This is a genomic window from Paraburkholderia phymatum (genome assembly GCF_038900715.1).
Classification (GTDB): domain Bacteria; phylum Pseudomonadota; class Gammaproteobacteria; order Burkholderiales; family Burkholderiaceae; genus Paraburkholderia; species Paraburkholderia phymatum_A.
In genome coordinates, this window is the sequence record NZ_JAYMRZ010000022.1 from 21,088 (window position 1) to 38,081 (window position 16,994).

Below are 16,994 nucleotides of genomic sequence, written 5' to 3' on the forward strand. Positions count from 1 at the left end.
GTCGCGCGAAATCGGCGCGCGCCTCGCGTGTCACGCCGCCGCCGACGCGCTGCCGCCGAGATACGCGGTGCGGACCCGGCTGTCCTGCGCCAGTTCCCACGACGCACCCGACAGCGCCACGCTGCCGCTCTCGAGAACATAGGCGCGGTGCGCGATGCGAAGAGCCTGCCTCACGTTCTGCTCGACAAGGAGCACCGAGGTGCCTTCGGTGCAGATGTCGGCGATCATGCCGAAGATCGCGCGCACCAGTTTTGGCGCGAGTCCCATCGAGGGTTCGTCGAGCAACACCAGTTTCGGCTTGAGCATCAACGCGCGCGCGATGGCGACCATCTGCTGTTCGCCGCCGCTGAGCGTGCCGGCCAACTGGCTGCGACGCTCGCGAAGCCGCGGGAATGTCTCGTAGAGTCCGGCGATCCGGCGTTCGAGCGCAGCCACGTCGCGTCGCAACAGGTAGCCGCCAAGCCGCAGATTCTCTTCGACTGTCAACGCCCCGAACATCCGCCGTCCTTCCGGCACGTGCCCAATGCCGAGCGCGACGATCTGATGAGCCTGCAGCCCCGTCAGCGGCCGTCCGGCGAGGGCGATCCGTCCGGCGCGCGAGCGGACCAGACCTGAGATGGTCCTGAGCGTCGTGGTCTTGCCGGCGCCATTGGCGCCGAGCAACGCAACGATTTCGCCCGGCTGGACATCGAGCGAGATGCCATGCAGCGCCTCGATGTTGCCGTAGCTCACGCGCAGATCGCGAACCTCTAGGAGTTCCACAACGACTTCTCCCCATTGGCGACATCGTCGGCCGCATCGTCTTCTTCGGCCGTGCCCAGATAGGCGTCGATCACCCGTTGATCGCTCTGGATCTGCGCCGGCGGCCCTTCAGCGATGATCACGCCATGATCCATCACGATGATCCGGTCGGACACCCCCATCACCAGCGTCATGTCGTGTTCGATCAGCAATACCGTGATGCCCAGCCCGCGGATGCGCCGGATCAGGTCCATCAATGCGTGCTTTTCGGTCGGATTCATTCCGGCCGCGGGCTCGTCCAGCAACAGGAGGCGCGGATTGCTGGCGAGCGCCCGTGCAATTTCTAGCCGCCGCTGATCTCCGTAGGGCAAATCGGCCGCGTACTCGCTCGCCCGCCCGGCAAGCCCGACCATCGCGAGCCAGCGCATGCCCTGCGCCTCGTGTTCGGCCGCTTCGGCATGTGCGGACGGCGTGCCCACCAGTTCAGCGACAAGCGGAGTGTGCAGCCGGTGGTCCATGCCCGTCAGCACGTTCTCGAATGCGCTCATGTGTCCAAAGAGGCGAATGCCCTGGAACGTGCGGGCGAGGCCGCAATGCACGTTGCGGTGCGGCGCGCCGCCGCCGAGCGGAGACCCGCACCAGAAGATGCGTCCTGCGCTCGGGCGGATCACGCCTGTCAGGCAGTTGAAAACCGTCGTCTTGCCTGCGCCGTTCGGTCCAATCAGCGCGAGAATCTCGCCGCTCCGAACGACGAAGCTGATTCCGCCGATGGCCAGCACGCCGCCGAAACGGCACACCAGGTCCCGAACCTCCAGCAGTGTTTCGCCCTCCCCGGCCCCGACCAAAGGCGCGGGCGGAAGCGGCACGCCGGCCAGGTCCGCGCGCGGCATCGCGCGTTTCTTGCGGACGGGCCACAGGCCCTGCGGCCGCAGCAACATCAGGATCACGAGCGCGACGGCGAATCCGAAGATGCGCCACAGATTCAGAAAGCGCAGCAATTCCGGCACGCCCGCGACGATGACCGCGCCGAGAATCACCCCGGGAATGCTGCCGCGCCCGCCGAGCACGACGATGATGAGGATCGTCACGGACTGCAGATAGGTGAAGCCTGTAGGATCGATGGTGCCGAAGCGCGCGGCGAACAGGCTCCCCCCTATCCCGCCGATCAGCGCACCCATCACGTACGCGAGCAGCTTGACACGCAATGTCGGCACGCCGACCGCCTCCGCTGCCGCTTCGTCCTCGCGGATGCTGGTCCACGCGCGTCCGAGCCGCGACTGGCCCAGCCGGATCGCAAACACCAGCACGACGATGAAGAACGCCATGCCCAGCTCGTAGACCGCGCGCGGCGAGCTGATTTCATAGCCGAACAGATTGGGGCTCTCGATGCCGTAGATGCCGTTCGGCCCGCCGGTGATCTCGAGATTGGTCGCGACGATGCGGGTGATCTCGCCGAAGCCGAGCGTGACGATCGCCAGATAGTCGCTGCGCAGGCGCAGTGTCGGGTAGCCGATAACGATCCCTGATACGCCGGCAATCGCGAGACTGAACGGCAGTGTCTCCCAGAACGAGAAATGCAGCAGCGTTTCGAGCAGTGCCGTCGTATAGGCTCCGATCGCGAAGAATGCCGCATAGCCAAGATCCAGCAGTCCCGCATAGCCGACGACAATGTTCAGCCCGAGGCCGAGGATCGAGTACGTGATGATCGTAAGCGCGACGTTCACGACATAGCCGCTCGCAAACGCGGGCAGCGCGATGGCGGCCGCCAGCAGGCCGATGACGGCAAGCACAGGCCAACGCGGCAGGAAAGCCAGTGCGCGCATGGGCTACATCCTTTCGACGACGCGTTCGCCGAAGAGGCCCGTCGGCTTGATCACGAGCACGGCGATCAGCACACCGAACACGAAGACATCCGTCCACTGCGAAGACACGTAGCCGGCGCCGAATGCCTCGAGCAGCCCGATCAGGAAGCCGCCCGCCATCGCGCCCGGAATGTTGCCGATTCCGCCCAGAACCGCCGCGGTGAACGCGCGCAGGCCGAGCACGAAGCCCATGAAAAAGTTGATCTGCGTGTAAAAGAGACCTTCCATCACGCCCGCGACAGCAGCAAGCACCGATCCAATAAAGAAGGTGAGCTGGATCAGCCGTTCGACATCGATGCCCATCAGGCGCGCCGCATCCTGATCGATGGCGAGCGCCCGCATAGCGGTGCCGAGGAAAGTGTGGTGAACAAAAGCATAGAGACTCAGCATCAGCGCGAAGCTGGTGACGATGATACCGATCTGCGCAAACGTGATCTGCACTTCGTGCAGATTCAGCCCCGCCTGGGTGAGCAGGTACGGATAGGTCCTGAAGCCCGCGCCATAGGTCAGCAGCACGGCGTTTTCGAGCACCAGCGAGATGCCCAGCGCGGTAATCAGGATCGACAGACGCGGTGCGCGCAGCAACGGCTGATAGGCGACGCGCGCGATGGCGACGCCGAGCACCCCCGTCACCACCATCGACGCCGCGAAAGCAGCGGCCAGTGCGAGCGCAAGCGGCAGGTGCGCGCTCGCGAGCGTCGCGAGGCTCGTCCATCCGACGAACGCGCCGACCATGAACAGGTCGCCATGCGCAAAATTGATCAGCCGGATGATGCCGTAGACCATCGTGTACCCGAGGGCCACGAGCGCATAGAACGACCCGATTGTCAGCCCTTCGACGACGAACTGGAAAAAGGTGCTCATGGCCGCAACGGATACGTCGCCATGCCTACTTCATTACCACCCATTTGCCCGCCGCGTCCTGTCGTTGATAAGCCGCGAACTGGTCGTTGCGCACGATGATCGTGATATAGACCGCGAGGCTGCGGTCGCCTTTCGGATTGAACCCGATCGTTCCCGTCATCCCCGGATAGTCCTTGACCTTGTGGAGCGCTGCGATGATCGCCGCCGGACTCGTCGATTTCGCATCGGCGATCGCCTTTGCCGTAACGCCGACTGCATCGTATTCGTAAACGGAATACGGTCCCGGACCCTGGCCGTAGGCCTTGGTGTAGTCGTCAACGTAGCCGTGGGCGCCCGACAGGAATTGCGCCAGCGGAGAGGTGGTGATGATCATGCCGTCGGCCGCCGGGCCAGCCGTTTTCATCAGCGTCGGGTCGTTGGTGGCATCGCCGCCCATGAGGGTCATCTTCAGGCCCAGTTGCCGCGCCTCCTTGACGATCAGTCCGGCTTCGGAGAAGTAGCCGGTGTAGTAGATGACGTCAGGCTTTAGCGACGCGACCTTGGTGAGCGTCGGCGAGTAGTCCATCTGGCCCGGTGTAATCGAGTCGGCGTATACGACGTCGACGCCATCTTTCTTGAGCGCGTCGACCGTGTTCTGAGCGAGGCCCTTCGAATAGGTTGTGTTGTCATCGATGACGGCTGCGCGCTTCGCGTGGAGCGAATTCTTGATGAAGCTGGCCGCGAACGGGCCCTGTTGATCGTCGCGACCAATGGTGCGGAATACGTCGTCGTAGCCCATTTCGGTGAGCTTCGGATTGGTCGACGCATCCAGTACATAGGGAATGCCCGCCCGATGGAACGTCGTCAGCTCGGGAAGCGCAGCGCTGGAGCAGTACCCGCCAGCCACCGCGACCACGCCCGCGTCCACCAGTTTCTGGGCAGCCTGCACAGCCGTTTGCGCGTCACAGGCGTCGTCCTCCGGCACCAGTTCGATCTGCTTGCCGAGCACGCCGCCTGCCGCGTTGATTTTTGCGGCAGCCAGCTTGGCGCCGTTGACGATGTCGGCGCCGGCATTGGCGCTGCTGCCCGAAAGCGGCACGGGCACGCCGATCTTGATGGTCTGGCTCTGCGCCGCCTGTGGGACGAGCGCCGAGAACGTCGTGAGTCCGACAACCGCCGCGCTGAGGGATTGCCGCAGAATGCGAGCGGCGTCGGGCATGCCATTGTTATGAATATTCATGTTCGCGGCTCCTGACTGTGAGTCCGACCGGACCATCCCGCGAGGCAGGTAAGCCAGCGGTCAGTTAGCGGAACGTAATGGATCGTTACGTGCGGTGTGGCGCGAGCCTGTTGTGCAGATTTCGCGCAGTGCGGGCACAAGAATGCCTCTTCCATAATAGAACTCGAGCAACGCCTGACCGTTATAGGGTATGCGCGTATAAATCCCCCGCAAAAGCGGCGACCGACTAATATTTTGTCAATGACAGCAGGGGTCGCGCATGACGAGCATCGTGCTCGGCGCCGGCATCGCAGGCGTCACCACGGCGTATTACCTCGCGATGGATGGTCGCGCCGTCACCGTGCTCGATCGCCGCCCAGGTGTTGCGCTCGAAACCAGTTTTGCGAATGCCGGGCTCGTCGCGCCGGGGCATTCGTACACCTGGGCTTCGCCGCGCGCACCGAAGATCCTGCTGAAATCGCTGTTCGTCGAAGGACAGGCGCTTCGCCTGCGCCTGAAAGCCGATCCCCACATGTGGGCCTGGTGCGCGCTGTTCCTGCGCAACTGCACCGCGACGCGGTCGCGCGAAAATACCACGCGGAAGGTACGGCTGTGCCGATACGCGCAAGATCAGCTGCAGCAGGTGACCGCAAGGGAGCAACTGCAGTACGACGGGATCCGCCGTGGCCTGCTGTATCTCTATCGTGACGCAGCGTCGTTCGAACGCGGCCGCTTCAACATGTCGATCCTCGTAGACAATGGCCTGTCGCTCGAAACGCTGAACGCCGCGCAGGCAGTCGCGCGCGAGCCGGCGCTCGAGCACGCGCGCAACACGATTGCCGGCGCGATTTACTGCCCGAGTGACGAGAGCGGCGATGCGTATCAGTTCACCCGCGAACTGCAGAAAGTCTGCGAGCGGCTTGGCGTACGTTTCATGTTCGACACCACGATCAGCCGCATCGAAACGGCCGGCGATGCAATAACGGGGGTCCGCACCCCAGCGGGCCTGATCGCCGGGGACGAGTATGTGCTTGCGCTTGGCTCGTATTCGCCGATTCTCGCGCGCCCTCTCGGTTACAGGCTGGCCATCTATCCCGTCAAGGGCTACTCGGCAACCTTTCCGGCCGGACGGGAACACCGCCCCCCGCAGATCGGTGGCGTGGATGAAAACCATCTCGTTGCGTGGGCGCGCTTCGGCGCGCGGCTGCGCTTTACCGCAACGGCCGAATTTGCAGGCTATGACACACGCCACACGCCCTCTGACTTCGCGCCGATACTGCACGCGGCGCGCGAGCTGTTTCCCGACGGCGCGGACTACACGAAGCCGAGCTATTGGGCAGGGCTGCGTCCGATGACGCCTGAAGGCACCCCGCTGATCGGCCAGACGCGCCACCGCAATCTGTTTCTGAACACGGGCCACGGCCACATGGGATGGACGATGTCTTGCGGTACCGCAAAACTGCTCGCCGACATCATGGCGGGACGTACACCCGAGCTGGGCCTGACAGGGATGACGATCAAATGAGCACGACCTCACTGCAGCTCGACGCCTACACGAAGCTCAATTTCGCGCTCGACGACGGAATCGCGAGTCGCGCGGCCATCGGCCTCATCGTGCTGGCAACCGACCACACGATCGAACACGAATGGCGTCAATTGCTCCGGCAGGATGGCGTCGCCTTCTATGAAAGCCGCTTGCAGAACTCGCCGGATATCACACCGGCACGGCTCGCGGAAATCGAGTCACGCATCGCGCCCGCGGTCGGGTTGCTCTTGCCCGGCGAGCGGCTCGACGTCGTGGCGTTCGGCTGCACGTCCGCCGCTATGGTGATCGGCGAGGAGCCCGTGTTTGCCCGCATACGCGAGGCGCGTCCCGGCATCGCCTGCACGACGCCGATCACCGCTGCCGTCGCGGCGCTTGCCGCGCTACAGGTGCGGCGTGTCGCATTGCTGACGCCGTATATCCGGTCCATCAACGACTTCATGCGCGACTACATCGAAGCACGCGGGATCGCCGTGACCCGCATCGCGTCGTTCGAGCACGCAGACGATAACGAGGTTGCCCGCATCGATGCCCCTTCGCTTCGCGCGGCGATTGAACAGCTGGCGCGCCACGCCGATGCGGACGCGGTGTTCGTCTCCTGCACGAGCCTGCGTGTCGCTGCGTTGATTCCAGAACTGGAGGCGCCGACAGGCAAGCCCGTCATATCGAGCAACTTCGCGATGGCCTGGCACGCGTTACGGCTTGCTGGCGTATGCGATAGCGAGCCGCAACTCGGGCAGTTATTTGTGCTGTAGCAATGGGCCGAAACTTTAGCAAACTTGGGCTTGACGTTGACCCACCGCCTCCACGAGATAAGGACCGATCACCGCAGGCAAGATGCCGAAACGCGCCTCGCTGACGGAGAAGCGGGCCTGGTCGCTCGCAATCACGATGTCGCATGCCGCACACAACCCCACCCCGCCACCAAACGCGTGCCCTTGAACACGCGCAATCGTGGGCTTCGGGCAACGGCGGATCGCTTGCATCATCCGTGCAAAGCGCCGCGCGTCTTCAAGACTTTCAACGGGGCCATTCTCGCTGGCGCGTCGCATCCACTGCAGGTCGGCACCCGCGCAGAATGCCCGCCCCTCCGAGCACAGCACGACGGCCGCTTGCCCTGCATTCGCCTACACGCCGGACGCATCGGCGACGCTCGTCGCGCAACTGATCGCGCTCGGCGCCGTGCCCATCGGCAAGACGAATCTCGACCAGTTCGCGACGGGCCTCAACGGCACGCGCTCGCCGTACGGCAAATGTCGCAACGGCGTGCATCCCGACTATCCTTCGGGCGGATCGAGCGCGGGCTCGTCGCTGGCCGTCGCGCTCGGCGTCGCCAGCTTCGCGCTCGGCACCGACACGGCGGGATCAGGCCGTGTGCCCGCCGCGCTGAGCAATCTCGTCGGCATGAAGGGGACGGAGGGACTGCTGTCGACGGCGGGCGTCGTACCTGCGTGCCGCACGCTCGATTGCGTGACGTACTTCACCACGACCGCGAGCGAAGCGAGCGAACTGCTTGCGCTCACGGCTCGCCACGATCCCACGGACGCCTACAGCCGTGCCAATCCGCAGTGGAACGATGCAGCGGCATTCGGCGCAGTGAAGCGCTTTCGCTTCGGCGTGCCACAGCAACTCGAGTTTGCAGGCTGCGACGAAAGTCCCGCATTGTTTGCGCAGGCGCGCGCGGCGCTCGAATCGATCGGCGGCGAGGCCGTTGAAATCGACTTCGCGCCTTTCGTCGAGGCAGCGCGTCTGCTCTATGAAGGGCCGTGGGTGGCCGAGCGCTACAGCGTTGCAGGCACGCTGATGGAATCACAACCCGATGCTGTGCTGCCCGTGATCCGCGACGTGCTCGCGAAAGCGCCGGGCACGACGGCCGTCGATGCGTTCCGCGCGCAGTACAGATTGCAAGCGCTGAAGCAGCGCTGCGACGCTGTGCTCGCACAACTCGATTGCGTGCTGACGCCATCCATTCCGCGCCCCGTCACGCTCGCCGAACTGGAGCGCGATCCCATCGGCGCGAATTCGCTGCTGGGGCATTACACGAACTTCATGAATCTGCTCGACTATGCCGCCGTCGCCACGCCCGCTGGTTTCATGCGCGACGGTTTGCCTTGGGGCGTGACGCTGTTCGGCCGCGCGTTCACTGATCAATACCTGCTGAGCGTGGCCGATGCGTTGCATCGAAAGCTCGCTGTGCCGTTGATCGGGGGCGCGCAAGACGATAACACTGTGCCTGCGCGGGAAGCGCGTCACGACAGAATGAAGCTCGTCGTGTGCGGCGCGCATCTCGAAGGGCTCGCGTTGAACGGGCAACTGAAGGCGCGCGCCGCCCGGCTCATCGAATCGACGACGAGCGCGCCGCACTATCGCCTGTATGCGCTGCCGGAAGGCCCGACGCAGCGTCCCGGCACGATGCGCGATACGGCGGATGGCGCGGCGATCGCCGTCGAGGTGTGGGACATGCCGAGCGCCGAATTCGGTTCGTTTCTCGCTGGCATCCCCGCGCCGCTCGCGCTGGGCAAGGTCGAGCTTGCGGATGGCCGCTGGGGGACCGGCTTCGTTTGCGAAGCCTGCGGCCTGGACGGCGCAACCGATATCACGGAATACGGCGGATGGCGCGAGTGGCTGCAACGTCGCCCGGAGACACCGTCCTCAGTGCTGCCGTCGCAACCGCGACAATTCACGATTGCGCCGCGCTTTCAATGTCGATGAGAAGCAATGAGACTGCTCAGCTAGAGCATCGGACATTCATAGTGCTAGCTCGCCCGTCACGTTTACGCTGCTCGCGACACTCGTCATCGTGCGTAGCGACAACAAGCCGGTGGATAGTGTGTCGGCAACCGCCCTGCCGGGATCAGGGCGACCGAGGCCAGCGCGCCAGCCTCGTTCACATCAAGGAACCGAACGTTACGCCGCAAACTTCAGCGCTTGTGAGAAATCCGCGATCAGGTCATCGATATCCTCGATGCCCGCCGATAGCCGCAGCATGCCGTCGGATATACCCATCGCCTTGCGCGTTTCCGGACCGGCTTCGAAAAAGATCGTCGGCGCAACGGGAATGATCAGCGTGCGCGTGTCGGCGAGACCGGTCGCCTTGATCGGCAGCTTGAGCGCGTTGACGACTTCGATCATGCGCTCCGCGTCAAGCAATTCGAACGACAACAGCCACGACGCGCCCTTGAACAGCGCCTGCGCGATCCCGTATTGCGGATGGCTTTTCAGGCCAGGATAAAACACCTTGCCGATGGCCTTGTGCCCTTCGAGAAACTGAGCGAGAGCGAGCGCGTTGTCGCTGCTTTGCTTCACGCGCAAGGCAAGCGTTTCCGCGCCCACCGCAATCGAGTGCGCCTGCTCGGACGACAACGACGCGCCCATGTCGCGCAGGCCCTTCTTGCGGATCTGCAAAAGCCCCTGCTCCTTCGCCGCCGACCGCCGATATTCATCGGCGATGTTCGGATACGCGCGCCAGTCGAACAGACCCGTATCTGTCACAGCCCCGCCGAGCGCGGCGCCATGGCCCGCGATCGTCTTTGTCAGCGAGTTGACGACAAGGCTTGCGCCGACTGCCTTCGGCCTGAACAATGCAGGCGAGGTAATCGTGTTATCGACGACATACGCGATGCCGCGCTCGCGGCACACGTCGCCGATGCCCTGCAGGTCGGGAATCTGCGTGCCCGGATTGGCGATGGTTTCGACGAACACCATGCGCGTATTCGGTCGGATAGCGTCCTTCACATTCTCGATGACGCATGCGTCGACGGTCGTCACTTCAACGCCAAGCATCCGCAGGGTGCCGAACAGGCTGTTGGTGTTGCCGAACACGTAACGGCTCGATACGAGATGATCGCCCGCGCGCAAGAGCGTGAGGAACGTCGCGGTGATCGCGGCCATGCCGGTGCTGAAGCAGACCGTGCCGACACCTTCTTCCAGGCTCGTGATCTTGCGCTCGAGCGCGGCGGTCGTGGGAGTGCCCTGCCGCGCGTAATTGAAGCCGCCCTTCTTCGTGCCCTGGAATACGCCAATCAGATCCTCGACGCGCTCGAAACCATATTGCACGGACGTATGAATCGGCTGATGCACGCCGCCGTGCTCAGTGCCCGCGATCCTGTCGCCGTGAACGATGCCTGTGGTAAAGCCTTGCTTGTCCATCCTTTTCTCCGCTTCTCAAGTCGATTGCTTCCCGGCCATTATCCCCGGTAACCCAAAGCCCGCGAAATATTCAGCACCGCCTGCTGCAGCACCGGCGAGCTCTATCATGCGCCTGACGCCCGGGCACTTCAGCGGGCCGCATATGCCGATAGGCGCGACCGGCGCGCTCCACGCATCGAAGACAGGCGCAGCGACGCCGCCACGCTATCTCGCCACTCTCCGCAACTATCACATGGCCTTTGACCGCCGCGCGAACGGACTTCGCTTCGAGCGCCTGCGAATCAATGCAGGCGCGTTGAGTGTCAGCGGTCAGTTGCCGGGCAATGAATGCCATGCTTCATTGCGCGAGCGGAGTTAGTCAACGCAATACGCCAACATCGTGATTAAACTGCAGGCACGGCACTTCGCCGGTCCCTCCGCTCCGTGTATGTCCGAGGCAGGCCACGTCACTGACAGCACAAAAAACCTGACCTTCGATAGGACCCGCATTCTGCGAACGCTGGCATCCGGATGAGGGCAGCATTCGTTCTCGGCTGTGAGGCCAAGGGCAAATGCGACGATCACTCCGGCGCTGCTCTTGACACAGGTTCGCAGATGCACCACCGGGACGGCATGCCGCTAATGACGACCTCGCGCATGAATGGCACGCTGCCGCGCGGCGATTGCAGCCAAGGTATCAGGTTCTTCCCGGACTAGTGATTCAGCGTTTGATATCCGGCCCGCTGCCGGGTGCATCGGGTTCAGCGGGTGGCTCGGCATCCTGGGCTGGAGTGGGTTGGCCATCGCGGACAGGTAGTTGCGTATTGCGCATAGCGTCGCGCAGTTCGTCGGTTCAGTCCAACGAGCGTACACGCCCGCCGCTCCGAATAATCGTGCTGCTCTATCACCTGCTGCACGAGCTTCCGGCGCTGTGCGGGCGACGTCACTTTTTTCCGAGAACGTCCTTCAGGACCTGGATGTCGAGCGCCTGCTCGGCCACCAGTCGCTTGAGCCGCTGGTTCTCATCTTCCAGCTGGCGTAGCCGCCGCGCCTCATTCACGTCCATGCCGCCGTAGCGGCTGCGCCAGCTATAGAACGTCGCGTCCGAAATGCCGTGCTTGCGGCACAGGTCCGCGACCTTCATGCCCGCTTCGGCTTCCTTCAACACGCCGATTATCTGTTCTTCCGTGAACCGCGATTTCTTCATGACAAGGTTTCTCCTGCGGCCTTGCCACTAACTTTACAGTGGGATACTTCAGAGGGGTAAGGTCAATCTGTACGAGCCCGCATACCCTTTCTTCTGCATACGGTGTTCGATTTCGGCGGCGGTTACCAACCCGCGGATTCTGAGTTGTGCGCGAGCCCATGACGTCTTTCATATGGACCGTGCCGATAGGTGGAAAACGGCTGTGCCGCGCTGAACGGCGCATGGAAAGACGGCTACCGCTCCCGCTCCTTGATGCGCTGCTGGTCCGCCGTTGTCGGCCCCGCTCGCAGACCGCGGTTGCGCTCTTCCTGCCGCACCCAGTTCCTCAGCGTCTCGCGCGAGCAGCCCACTTTCGATGTGATCGACTCGATCGCTTCCCATAGCGTGGGTATTCCGACCGATGCTCAAACACCATCCGTACTGCTCGCTCCCGGACCTCCGGCGAATACTTTGGCGTTTTCTTGTTCGTGTTTTCCATAGCTCCATTCTCTCAAGAGTTGGAGCCTCCGGAAAACTCGGGGCGGTTCAACGTGCTGGTTCGTGACCGAGATGCCATGTGAAGTACTGGATTCTTGGGCACCGACTCGTCACGAACCATGTTTTACTGAGAATCATCGCCCTGATAGAACCTCCGCCCCGAACCGGAACTGACCGAAGTCGCGACGACACCGCCGTAGCCGTCACTCGCCTTGAGCGCATCGAGACGTCTCTGCGCTGCGCTTTTTACACGGTGCGTTGTCAATTAGCGATCGCGACAGCGGTTCACGGCAGCACGAAAAATAGAAAAACCGCGCGCACCGAATGCCGCACGAGGGCTAGTGCTGAAACTCCCGTTTCAAGGCCCGGTACAGTTGGCGATACCGCGTCAGGCGCTCCTCCACCATGCCCTGATGCTGCGCGTCAGGTTCATAGGTTTCCAGCACGGGCGGCGCGACACATACAGCGTGAACGTCTTCGTTGGCCGTAGCGAGCCGCGCAAGTCGGGCCGCGCCGACGGCGGCCCCAACCTCGCTTCCTTCGTGCAGATTCAAAGGGAAACCCAGCGCAGTGGCACACAATCGGCCCCAAAACGGGCTTCGGGAACCGCCGCCGACAAACGACGCCTGCTCGAGCTCCGTACCGGCGCTGCGCAGCGCCGCGTAACCATCCGCCATTGCAAACGAAACACCTTCCATCACGCTGTATGCCAGATGTTCCGGACGATGCGCTGCAGTGAGACCAAAAAATACCCCCTTCGCCGCAGCATCGTTATGCGGTGTCCTTTCACCGTTCAGGTACGGGAGAAACAGTGGCGCACCGCCGTCCTGGCCCTCTGGCGCGAGGCGGACAAGCTCCGACACATCCGTCTTCAAGAGAGTGGACAACCAGTGCAGACTCGCAGCGGCCGAGAGAATCACGCTCATCTGATGCCATTGTCCAGGCAGACAGTGGCAAAACGCGTGAACGGCCTGCTCGGGGTTCGGCGCAAATTGCGCAGTACCGGCAAACAACACGCCTGAAGTACCCAGCGACAGAAACGCGTCCTTCGCCCTCACGACGCCGATTCCAACAGCACTCGCAGCATTGTCACCCGCACCGCCGCACACGGTGACGGAGCCCGTCACGCCCCATTCGCGTCTCAGTTCATCGCGCAGATGCCCTGCGCCTTCGCTCCCTTCGACGAGCCGGGGCATATTGTCCCTGGACAGGCCAGTTGCCGTAAGCATACGGTCCGACCAGTCCCGTCTGGCGACATCGAGCCACAGCGTGCCGGAAGCATCCGACATGTCGGATACGAACTCCCCCGTCAATCGCCAGGCAATATAGTCCTTCGGCAAAAGCACTTTCTGGATCGCGCGATACACTGCAGGCTCGTATTTCGACAACCAGAGCAGCTTGGGCGCCGTGAACCCCGGCATCGCGAGGTTGCCCGTGATCGCCCTCGAATCCGGAACGAGGGCCTCCAGCTCCACGCATTCTGCAAATGCGCGCGTGTCGTTCCACAGGATGGCCGGCCTCAGTACGTTACCGCTCCGGTCGAGGAGCGTGGCACCGTGCATCTGCCCCGACAGACCCATCCCCCGTAGCGCCGAAAACATTTCCGGGTGCGCGGCACGTACTGCCCCGACTGCGTCCAGCGTCGCGTTCCACCAGGATTGGGGACTCTGCTCCGACCAGTGTGGATGAGGACTGTCTACCCGTAGTTTTGCTCCCGCTGTTGCGACCACATTCGATTCGTCGTCCGTGAGCACTGCCTTGACCTCGGACGTGCCGAGATCGATTCCTAGATAACTCAAGATCCGGTTCCTTTGATGGTGTATTGCGCGATGTCAGGCGGCCGCTCGATTTACCTGAGCCGGAGCCTCGTTGAGGCGATGGAGTGCGCGGAATCGAGACGGCGGCATGCCTTTCAGTGCGAGGAACTGCCGGTTGAAGTTCGATACGTTATTGAAGCCCACGCGATAGCACACATCGGTTACGCTCAGGTCTGTGCACATCAGCAGTTCGCACGCCTCATTGAGCCTCAGCCGGTTTTGATACTGAACGAACGTGCAGCCGGTGTGACGCTTGAAGAAGCGTGTGAAGGTGCTAACACTCATGCCTGAAAGCTCGATCACATCGGTTTCACGAAGATTTCCGGAGAGGTTCTGCTGAATATAGGAAAGCACCTGATTGATGCTCGACGACATGTACCGCTGTGCATTCACGTCGTATGACGGCCCCGCGAGCAGCTTCCTGTCCGCGCAGCCGATGAGCTGGTCGAGTATCGACATCAGCAGTGAGACGCGTCGCGCACCGTGCGCTGTCGAGAGCTCCTGCATGACGGGCACAATGGCCAGTCCAAGGCGGTCCGGAAACTGGAGTCCACGCGATGCCTGATCCAGCAGCACCAGCACAGGGCTCAGCTCAGCGAACGCCGACACCATCCGTTCAACGGCCTCGCGCGAGAATTGAAGCACGAGATCACGCGATGGTACTTCGGCACTGTTGCCGCTGTCGCTTATCCAGTTGTGCGGCAGGTTAGACCCTGTCAAAACCAGATTGCCCGGCGCGAAATCACCAATGAAATCGCCCACGAAGAACTTGCCACTCGATTCACGAATCACGTGAACTTCATATTCTGGATGGAAGTGCCACTTGGCCACGGTATGGGGGTAGTCATGCACCCATGCCCGAAAAGATTCGTCCTGTCGCGTATGGACCAGTTCCAGATCCGGGCTCATTTCGTTGTCTCCTTCGTGCCGCTTCTTTTCGTGCGAAGAATGGGCGCTAGTGCGTCCCGACTGCCGATATTGTCCGCTCGACGCCGACGCGAACTGTCTCGTCACCACGCGCCAGCGAGAGGTTCTCCTCCGTCTGCGCATCGAACACGTGCAAGTCGCGGCTGTGAAACTCGAGCGTCACATTGGCCTCGACGTGCGGCAGGCTGTTCGATGGCACGAGTGCAGCTACGCGTTCGCCTGAACACACGACCGTGACAAGCGCGTCGGCGCCAAGCATCTCGACCAGTTCGACACTGCCGCGCATCTTCAACGTATCCGCGCTTCCCGTACCGTCCGAGATCCGCACATAGTTCGGCCTGACGGCAACCTTGACACTTTGTCCGGCGCGCAACGTGGAAAAGCGTGACCCGGCGAGCGTCCATGCTTCGGCGCTCACCCGCACGGATACCGCATCAGCCAATCGCTCAATCACGCCCGGCAGGAAATTCATCGCTGGCGTACCGATAAAGCCTGCGGCGAACAGCGTACGCGGATAGTGATAAAGCTCACTCGGTGTCCCCGCCTGCTCGATGCGGCCGCCGCGCATCAGGATAACGCGGTCCGCAAGCGTCATGGCTTCGAGCTGATCGTGCGTGACGTATACGGTTGTTGTCTGCAGACGTTGATGCAGACGCTTGATGTCCGTGCGCAACTGCGCGCGCAGCTTCGCGTCGAGATTCGACAGCGGCTCGTCGAACAGGAACACATCCGGCGTTTTGATCATCGCCCGTGCGATCGCCGCGCGCTGCTGCTGGCCACCCGACATCGCACGCGGCTTGCGATCGAGAAGCGCATCGAGATTCAGCATCGATGCCACCTCGCGCACGCGACGGTCGATTTCCTGCCTGGGCGTCTTCAGCCGGCGCAGCCCGAACGCGATGTTGTCGTACACGCTCATGTGCGGATAAAGCGCGTAGTTCTGGAACACCATCGCAACGTTGCGCTCGCGCGCCGGCACGTCGTTGACCACGGCATTGCCAATCGACAGATTGCCGCCGGAAATGCCCTCCAGTCCAGCGATCATGCGTAGCATCGTTGACTTGCCGCAGCCCGAAGGTCCGAGCAGCACGACAAATTCACCGTCGTCGATCTGGAGATCCAACGGATGCAGCACGGGCGGGCCGCCATCGTAGTGCTTCGTCAGCCCCTTGCAGACAATATTGGCCATGGTTTAGTCCATCTCGATCTGGATTTTGACGTCTTCCGGATGACCGGCGGCAGCTTCCTCAAAAGCCCTCACGCCTTCCGAGAAAGGGAACTTGCGCGAGATGAACGGCTTGACGTCGATCTTGCCTGAGCTGATCATCGCGAGCGCACGCGGGAAAATGTTGGCGTAGCGAAACACCGATTCGAACCGGACTTCTTTGGCCTGCATCGCGACCACATCGAGCGCGACAGGTCCCGGCGGCATGCCTACGAGTACGGCGCAGCCGCCCGGGCACACAAGGTCGAGCAGCGAGTCGAACACCTTCGCGTTCCCCGACGCTTCGAACACGACGTCGGCGCCCCACCCTTGCGTCACTTCACTTACCACGTCGGCAAGCGGTTGCTCCGTCACGTCGACCGTCGTTACGGCGGGGTTGGTGGCGAAGTGCTTCAGCTTCGCCTTGACCACGTCGGCCAGAATCACGCGTGACGCGCCGCCTGCAAGCGCTGCAAGCGCGGTCATCGCGCCGATCGTGCCGGCTCCGATGACGACGGCCACATCGCCCGGCTTCATCGCCGCCTTTTTGGCGGCTTGCAGGCCAATCGACAGCGGTTCGACGATCGCGCCTTCGGCAAAGGTCACGTTGTCCGGCAGTCGAAATGTGAACGCTGCCGGATGGACGACAAACGGCGTCAGGCAACCGTGAATGGGCGGCGTCGCCCAGAACCTGACAGCGGGATCGAGGTTGTACATGCCGCGCATGGTCGCGGGCGAATCGAATTGCGGAATGCCGGGTTCCATGCATACGCGGTCGCCGATTTTCAGATGCGTGACTTCCGCGCCCACTTCCACGATCGTGCCGGATGCCTCATGCCCCAGCACCATGGGGTCTTCCACCTTGAACGGCCCAATGCGGCCGTGCGTGTAGTAATGGACATCGCTGCCGCACACACCTACCGTATGGATTCTGATCTTGACGTCGCGCGGCCCGACGGTCTGCGGCAAATCGATATCTCGCAGGCTCAGATGACGCGTCGCTTCGAGTACAAGTGCCTTCACTAC

Annotated in this window: 14 protein-coding genes and 2 pseudogenes; 4 read left to right on the top strand and 12 right to left on the bottom strand. The window is 62.7% G+C overall.

From position 1 onward, the window contains the following. Positions 1-30 precede the first annotated feature (30 nt). Genes VSR68_RS31760 through VSR68_RS31775 form a run of 4 tightly spaced genes read right to left on the bottom strand, consistent with a single transcriptional unit; the run spans position 31 to position 4,686 of the window. Positions 31-762: an ABC transporter ATP-binding protein gene (locus VSR68_RS31760; RefSeq protein ID WP_342943580.1), complete on the bottom strand. Its 732-nt coding sequence runs from the start codon at positions 760-762 to the stop codon at positions 31-33. Continuing rightward, positions 750-2,564, bottom strand: coding sequence for an ABC transporter permease subunit (locus VSR68_RS31765; RefSeq protein ID WP_342943581.1), 1,815 nt, complete (start codon positions 2,562-2,564; stop codon positions 750-752). Before VSR68_RS31765 ends, VSR68_RS31760 begins: the two co-directional genes overlap by 13 nt. Positions 2,565-2,567: 3 nt before the next feature. Beyond that, a complete protein-coding gene (locus tag VSR68_RS31770; protein ID WP_342943582.1) occupies positions 2,568-3,467 on the bottom strand; it encodes a branched-chain amino acid ABC transporter permease in 900 nt (299 codons plus the stop codon). A gap of 25 nt (positions 3,468-3,492) precedes the next feature. Continuing rightward, on the bottom strand, positions 3,493-4,686 hold the full coding sequence (locus tag VSR68_RS31775) for a branched-chain amino acid ABC transporter substrate-binding protein (RefSeq protein WP_342943583.1): 1,194 nt from the start codon (positions 4,684-4,686) through the stop codon (positions 3,493-3,495). Positions 4,687-4,945: 259 nt separating this feature from the next. Between VSR68_RS31775 and VSR68_RS31780 the strand changes: the two genes are divergently transcribed. Together VSR68_RS31780 and VSR68_RS31785 are read left to right on the top strand one after the other, a co-directional pair. Beyond that, complete coding sequence (locus VSR68_RS31780; RefSeq protein ID WP_342943584.1) at positions 4,946-6,190, top strand: D-amino acid dehydrogenase; 1,245 nt, start codon at positions 4,946-4,948, stop codon at positions 6,188-6,190. After that, entirely contained in the window at positions 6,187-6,963 is a 777-nt protein-coding gene (locus tag VSR68_RS31785) for an Asp/Glu racemase (protein WP_342943585.1), read from the top strand. Before VSR68_RS31780 ends, VSR68_RS31785 begins: the two co-directional genes overlap by 4 nt. A gap of 15 nt (positions 6,964-6,978) precedes the next feature. Here VSR68_RS31785 and VSR68_RS31790 read toward each other — a convergent pair whose 3' ends face one another. Further along, a complete protein-coding gene (locus tag VSR68_RS31790; RefSeq protein ID WP_342943677.1) occupies positions 6,979-7,269 on the bottom strand; it encodes an enoyl-CoA hydratase-related protein in 291 nt (96 codons plus the stop codon). On the opposite strand from VSR68_RS31790, the gene atzF reads away from it, so the two are divergent. Next, entirely contained in the window at positions 7,163-8,920 is a 1,758-nt protein-coding gene (atzF, locus tag VSR68_RS31795) for an allophanate hydrolase (protein WP_342943586.1), read from the top strand. The two genes, VSR68_RS31790 and atzF, sit on opposite strands and share 107 nt — an antisense overlap. Positions 8,921-9,115: 195 nt before the next feature. On the opposite strand, the gene VSR68_RS31800 is transcribed toward atzF, so the two are convergent. Beyond that, the gene (locus VSR68_RS31800; protein ID WP_342943587.1) at positions 9,116-10,357 is read right to left on the bottom strand and encodes a cystathionine gamma-synthase family protein; all 1,242 of its coding nucleotides are present in this window, start codon (positions 10,355-10,357) and stop codon (positions 9,116-9,118) included. Here VSR68_RS31800 and VSR68_RS31805 point away from each other — a divergent pair. After that, complete coding sequence (locus tag VSR68_RS31805) at positions 10,350-10,715, top strand: hypothetical protein (protein WP_342943588.1); 366 nt, start codon at positions 10,350-10,352, stop codon at positions 10,713-10,715. The genes VSR68_RS31800 and VSR68_RS31805 overlap by 8 nt on opposite strands. A gap of 457 nt (positions 10,716-11,172) precedes the next feature. On the opposite strand, the pseudogene VSR68_RS31810 reads toward VSR68_RS31805, so the two are convergent. The 6 genes and pseudogenes from VSR68_RS31810 to VSR68_RS31835 all read right to left on the bottom strand — a co-directional run. Continuing rightward, positions 11,173-11,543: pseudogene (locus tag VSR68_RS31810) on the bottom strand (transposase); the annotation flags it as partial. A 236-nt stretch (positions 11,544-11,779) separates the two neighbouring features. Beyond that, positions 11,780-12,021, bottom strand: a pseudogene (locus VSR68_RS31815) (transposase); the annotation flags it as partial. A 337-nt stretch (positions 12,022-12,358) separates the two neighbouring features. Beyond that, positions 12,359-13,819: a xylulokinase gene (gene xylB / locus VSR68_RS31820; protein ID WP_342943589.1), complete on the bottom strand. Its 1,461-nt coding sequence runs from the start codon at positions 13,817-13,819 to the stop codon at positions 12,359-12,361. Between the two features lie 33 nt (positions 13,820-13,852). Further along, on the bottom strand, positions 13,853-14,746 hold the full coding sequence (locus tag VSR68_RS31825; protein ID WP_342943590.1) for an AraC family transcriptional regulator: 894 nt from the start codon (positions 14,744-14,746) through the stop codon (positions 13,853-13,855). Positions 14,747-14,792: 46 nt separating this feature from the next. Next, positions 14,793-15,953 (bottom strand): sn-glycerol-3-phosphate ABC transporter ATP-binding protein UgpC, encoded by a 1,161-nt coding sequence (locus VSR68_RS31830; protein WP_342943591.1) that lies wholly within the window; start codon positions 15,951-15,953, stop codon positions 14,793-14,795. Between the two features lie 3 nt (positions 15,954-15,956). Continuing rightward, positions 15,957-16,991, bottom strand: a complete 1,035-nt coding sequence (locus VSR68_RS31835; RefSeq protein WP_342943592.1) for an NAD(P)-dependent alcohol dehydrogenase — start codon at positions 16,989-16,991, stop codon at positions 15,957-15,959. Positions 16,992-16,994: the final 3 nt, after the last annotated feature.

What these genes read in the sequence shown, in the direction of transcription:
- VSR68_RS31800 (WP_342943587.1), bottom strand. Translation starts at nt 10,357, where the DNA reads ATGGACAAGCAAGGCTTTACCACAGGCATCGTTCACGGCGACAGGATC.
- VSR68_RS31765 (WP_342943581.1), bottom strand. Translation starts at nt 2,564, where the DNA reads ATGCGCGCACTGGCTTTCCTGCCGCGTTGGCCTGTGCTTGCCGTCATC.
- VSR68_RS31780 (WP_342943584.1), top strand. Translation starts at nt 4,946, where the DNA reads ATGACGAGCATCGTGCTCGGCGCCGGCATCGCAGGCGTCACCACGGCG.
- VSR68_RS31775 (WP_342943583.1), bottom strand. Translation starts at nt 4,686, where the DNA reads ATGAATATTCATAACAATGGCATGCCCGACGCCGCTCGCATTCTGCGG.
- VSR68_RS31785 (WP_342943585.1), top strand. Translation starts at nt 6,187, where the DNA reads ATGAGCACGACCTCACTGCAGCTCGACGCCTACACGAAGCTCAATTTC.
- VSR68_RS31830 (WP_342943591.1), bottom strand. Translation starts at nt 15,953, where the DNA reads ATGGCCAATATTGTCTGCAAGGGGCTGACGAAGCACTACGATGGCGGC.
- VSR68_RS31770 (WP_342943582.1), bottom strand. Translation starts at nt 3,467, where the DNA reads ATGAGCACCTTTTTCCAGTTCGTCGTCGAAGGGCTGACAATCGGGTCG.
- VSR68_RS31825 (WP_342943590.1), bottom strand. Translation starts at nt 14,746, where the DNA reads ATGAGCCCGGATCTGGAACTGGTCCATACGCGACAGGACGAATCTTTT.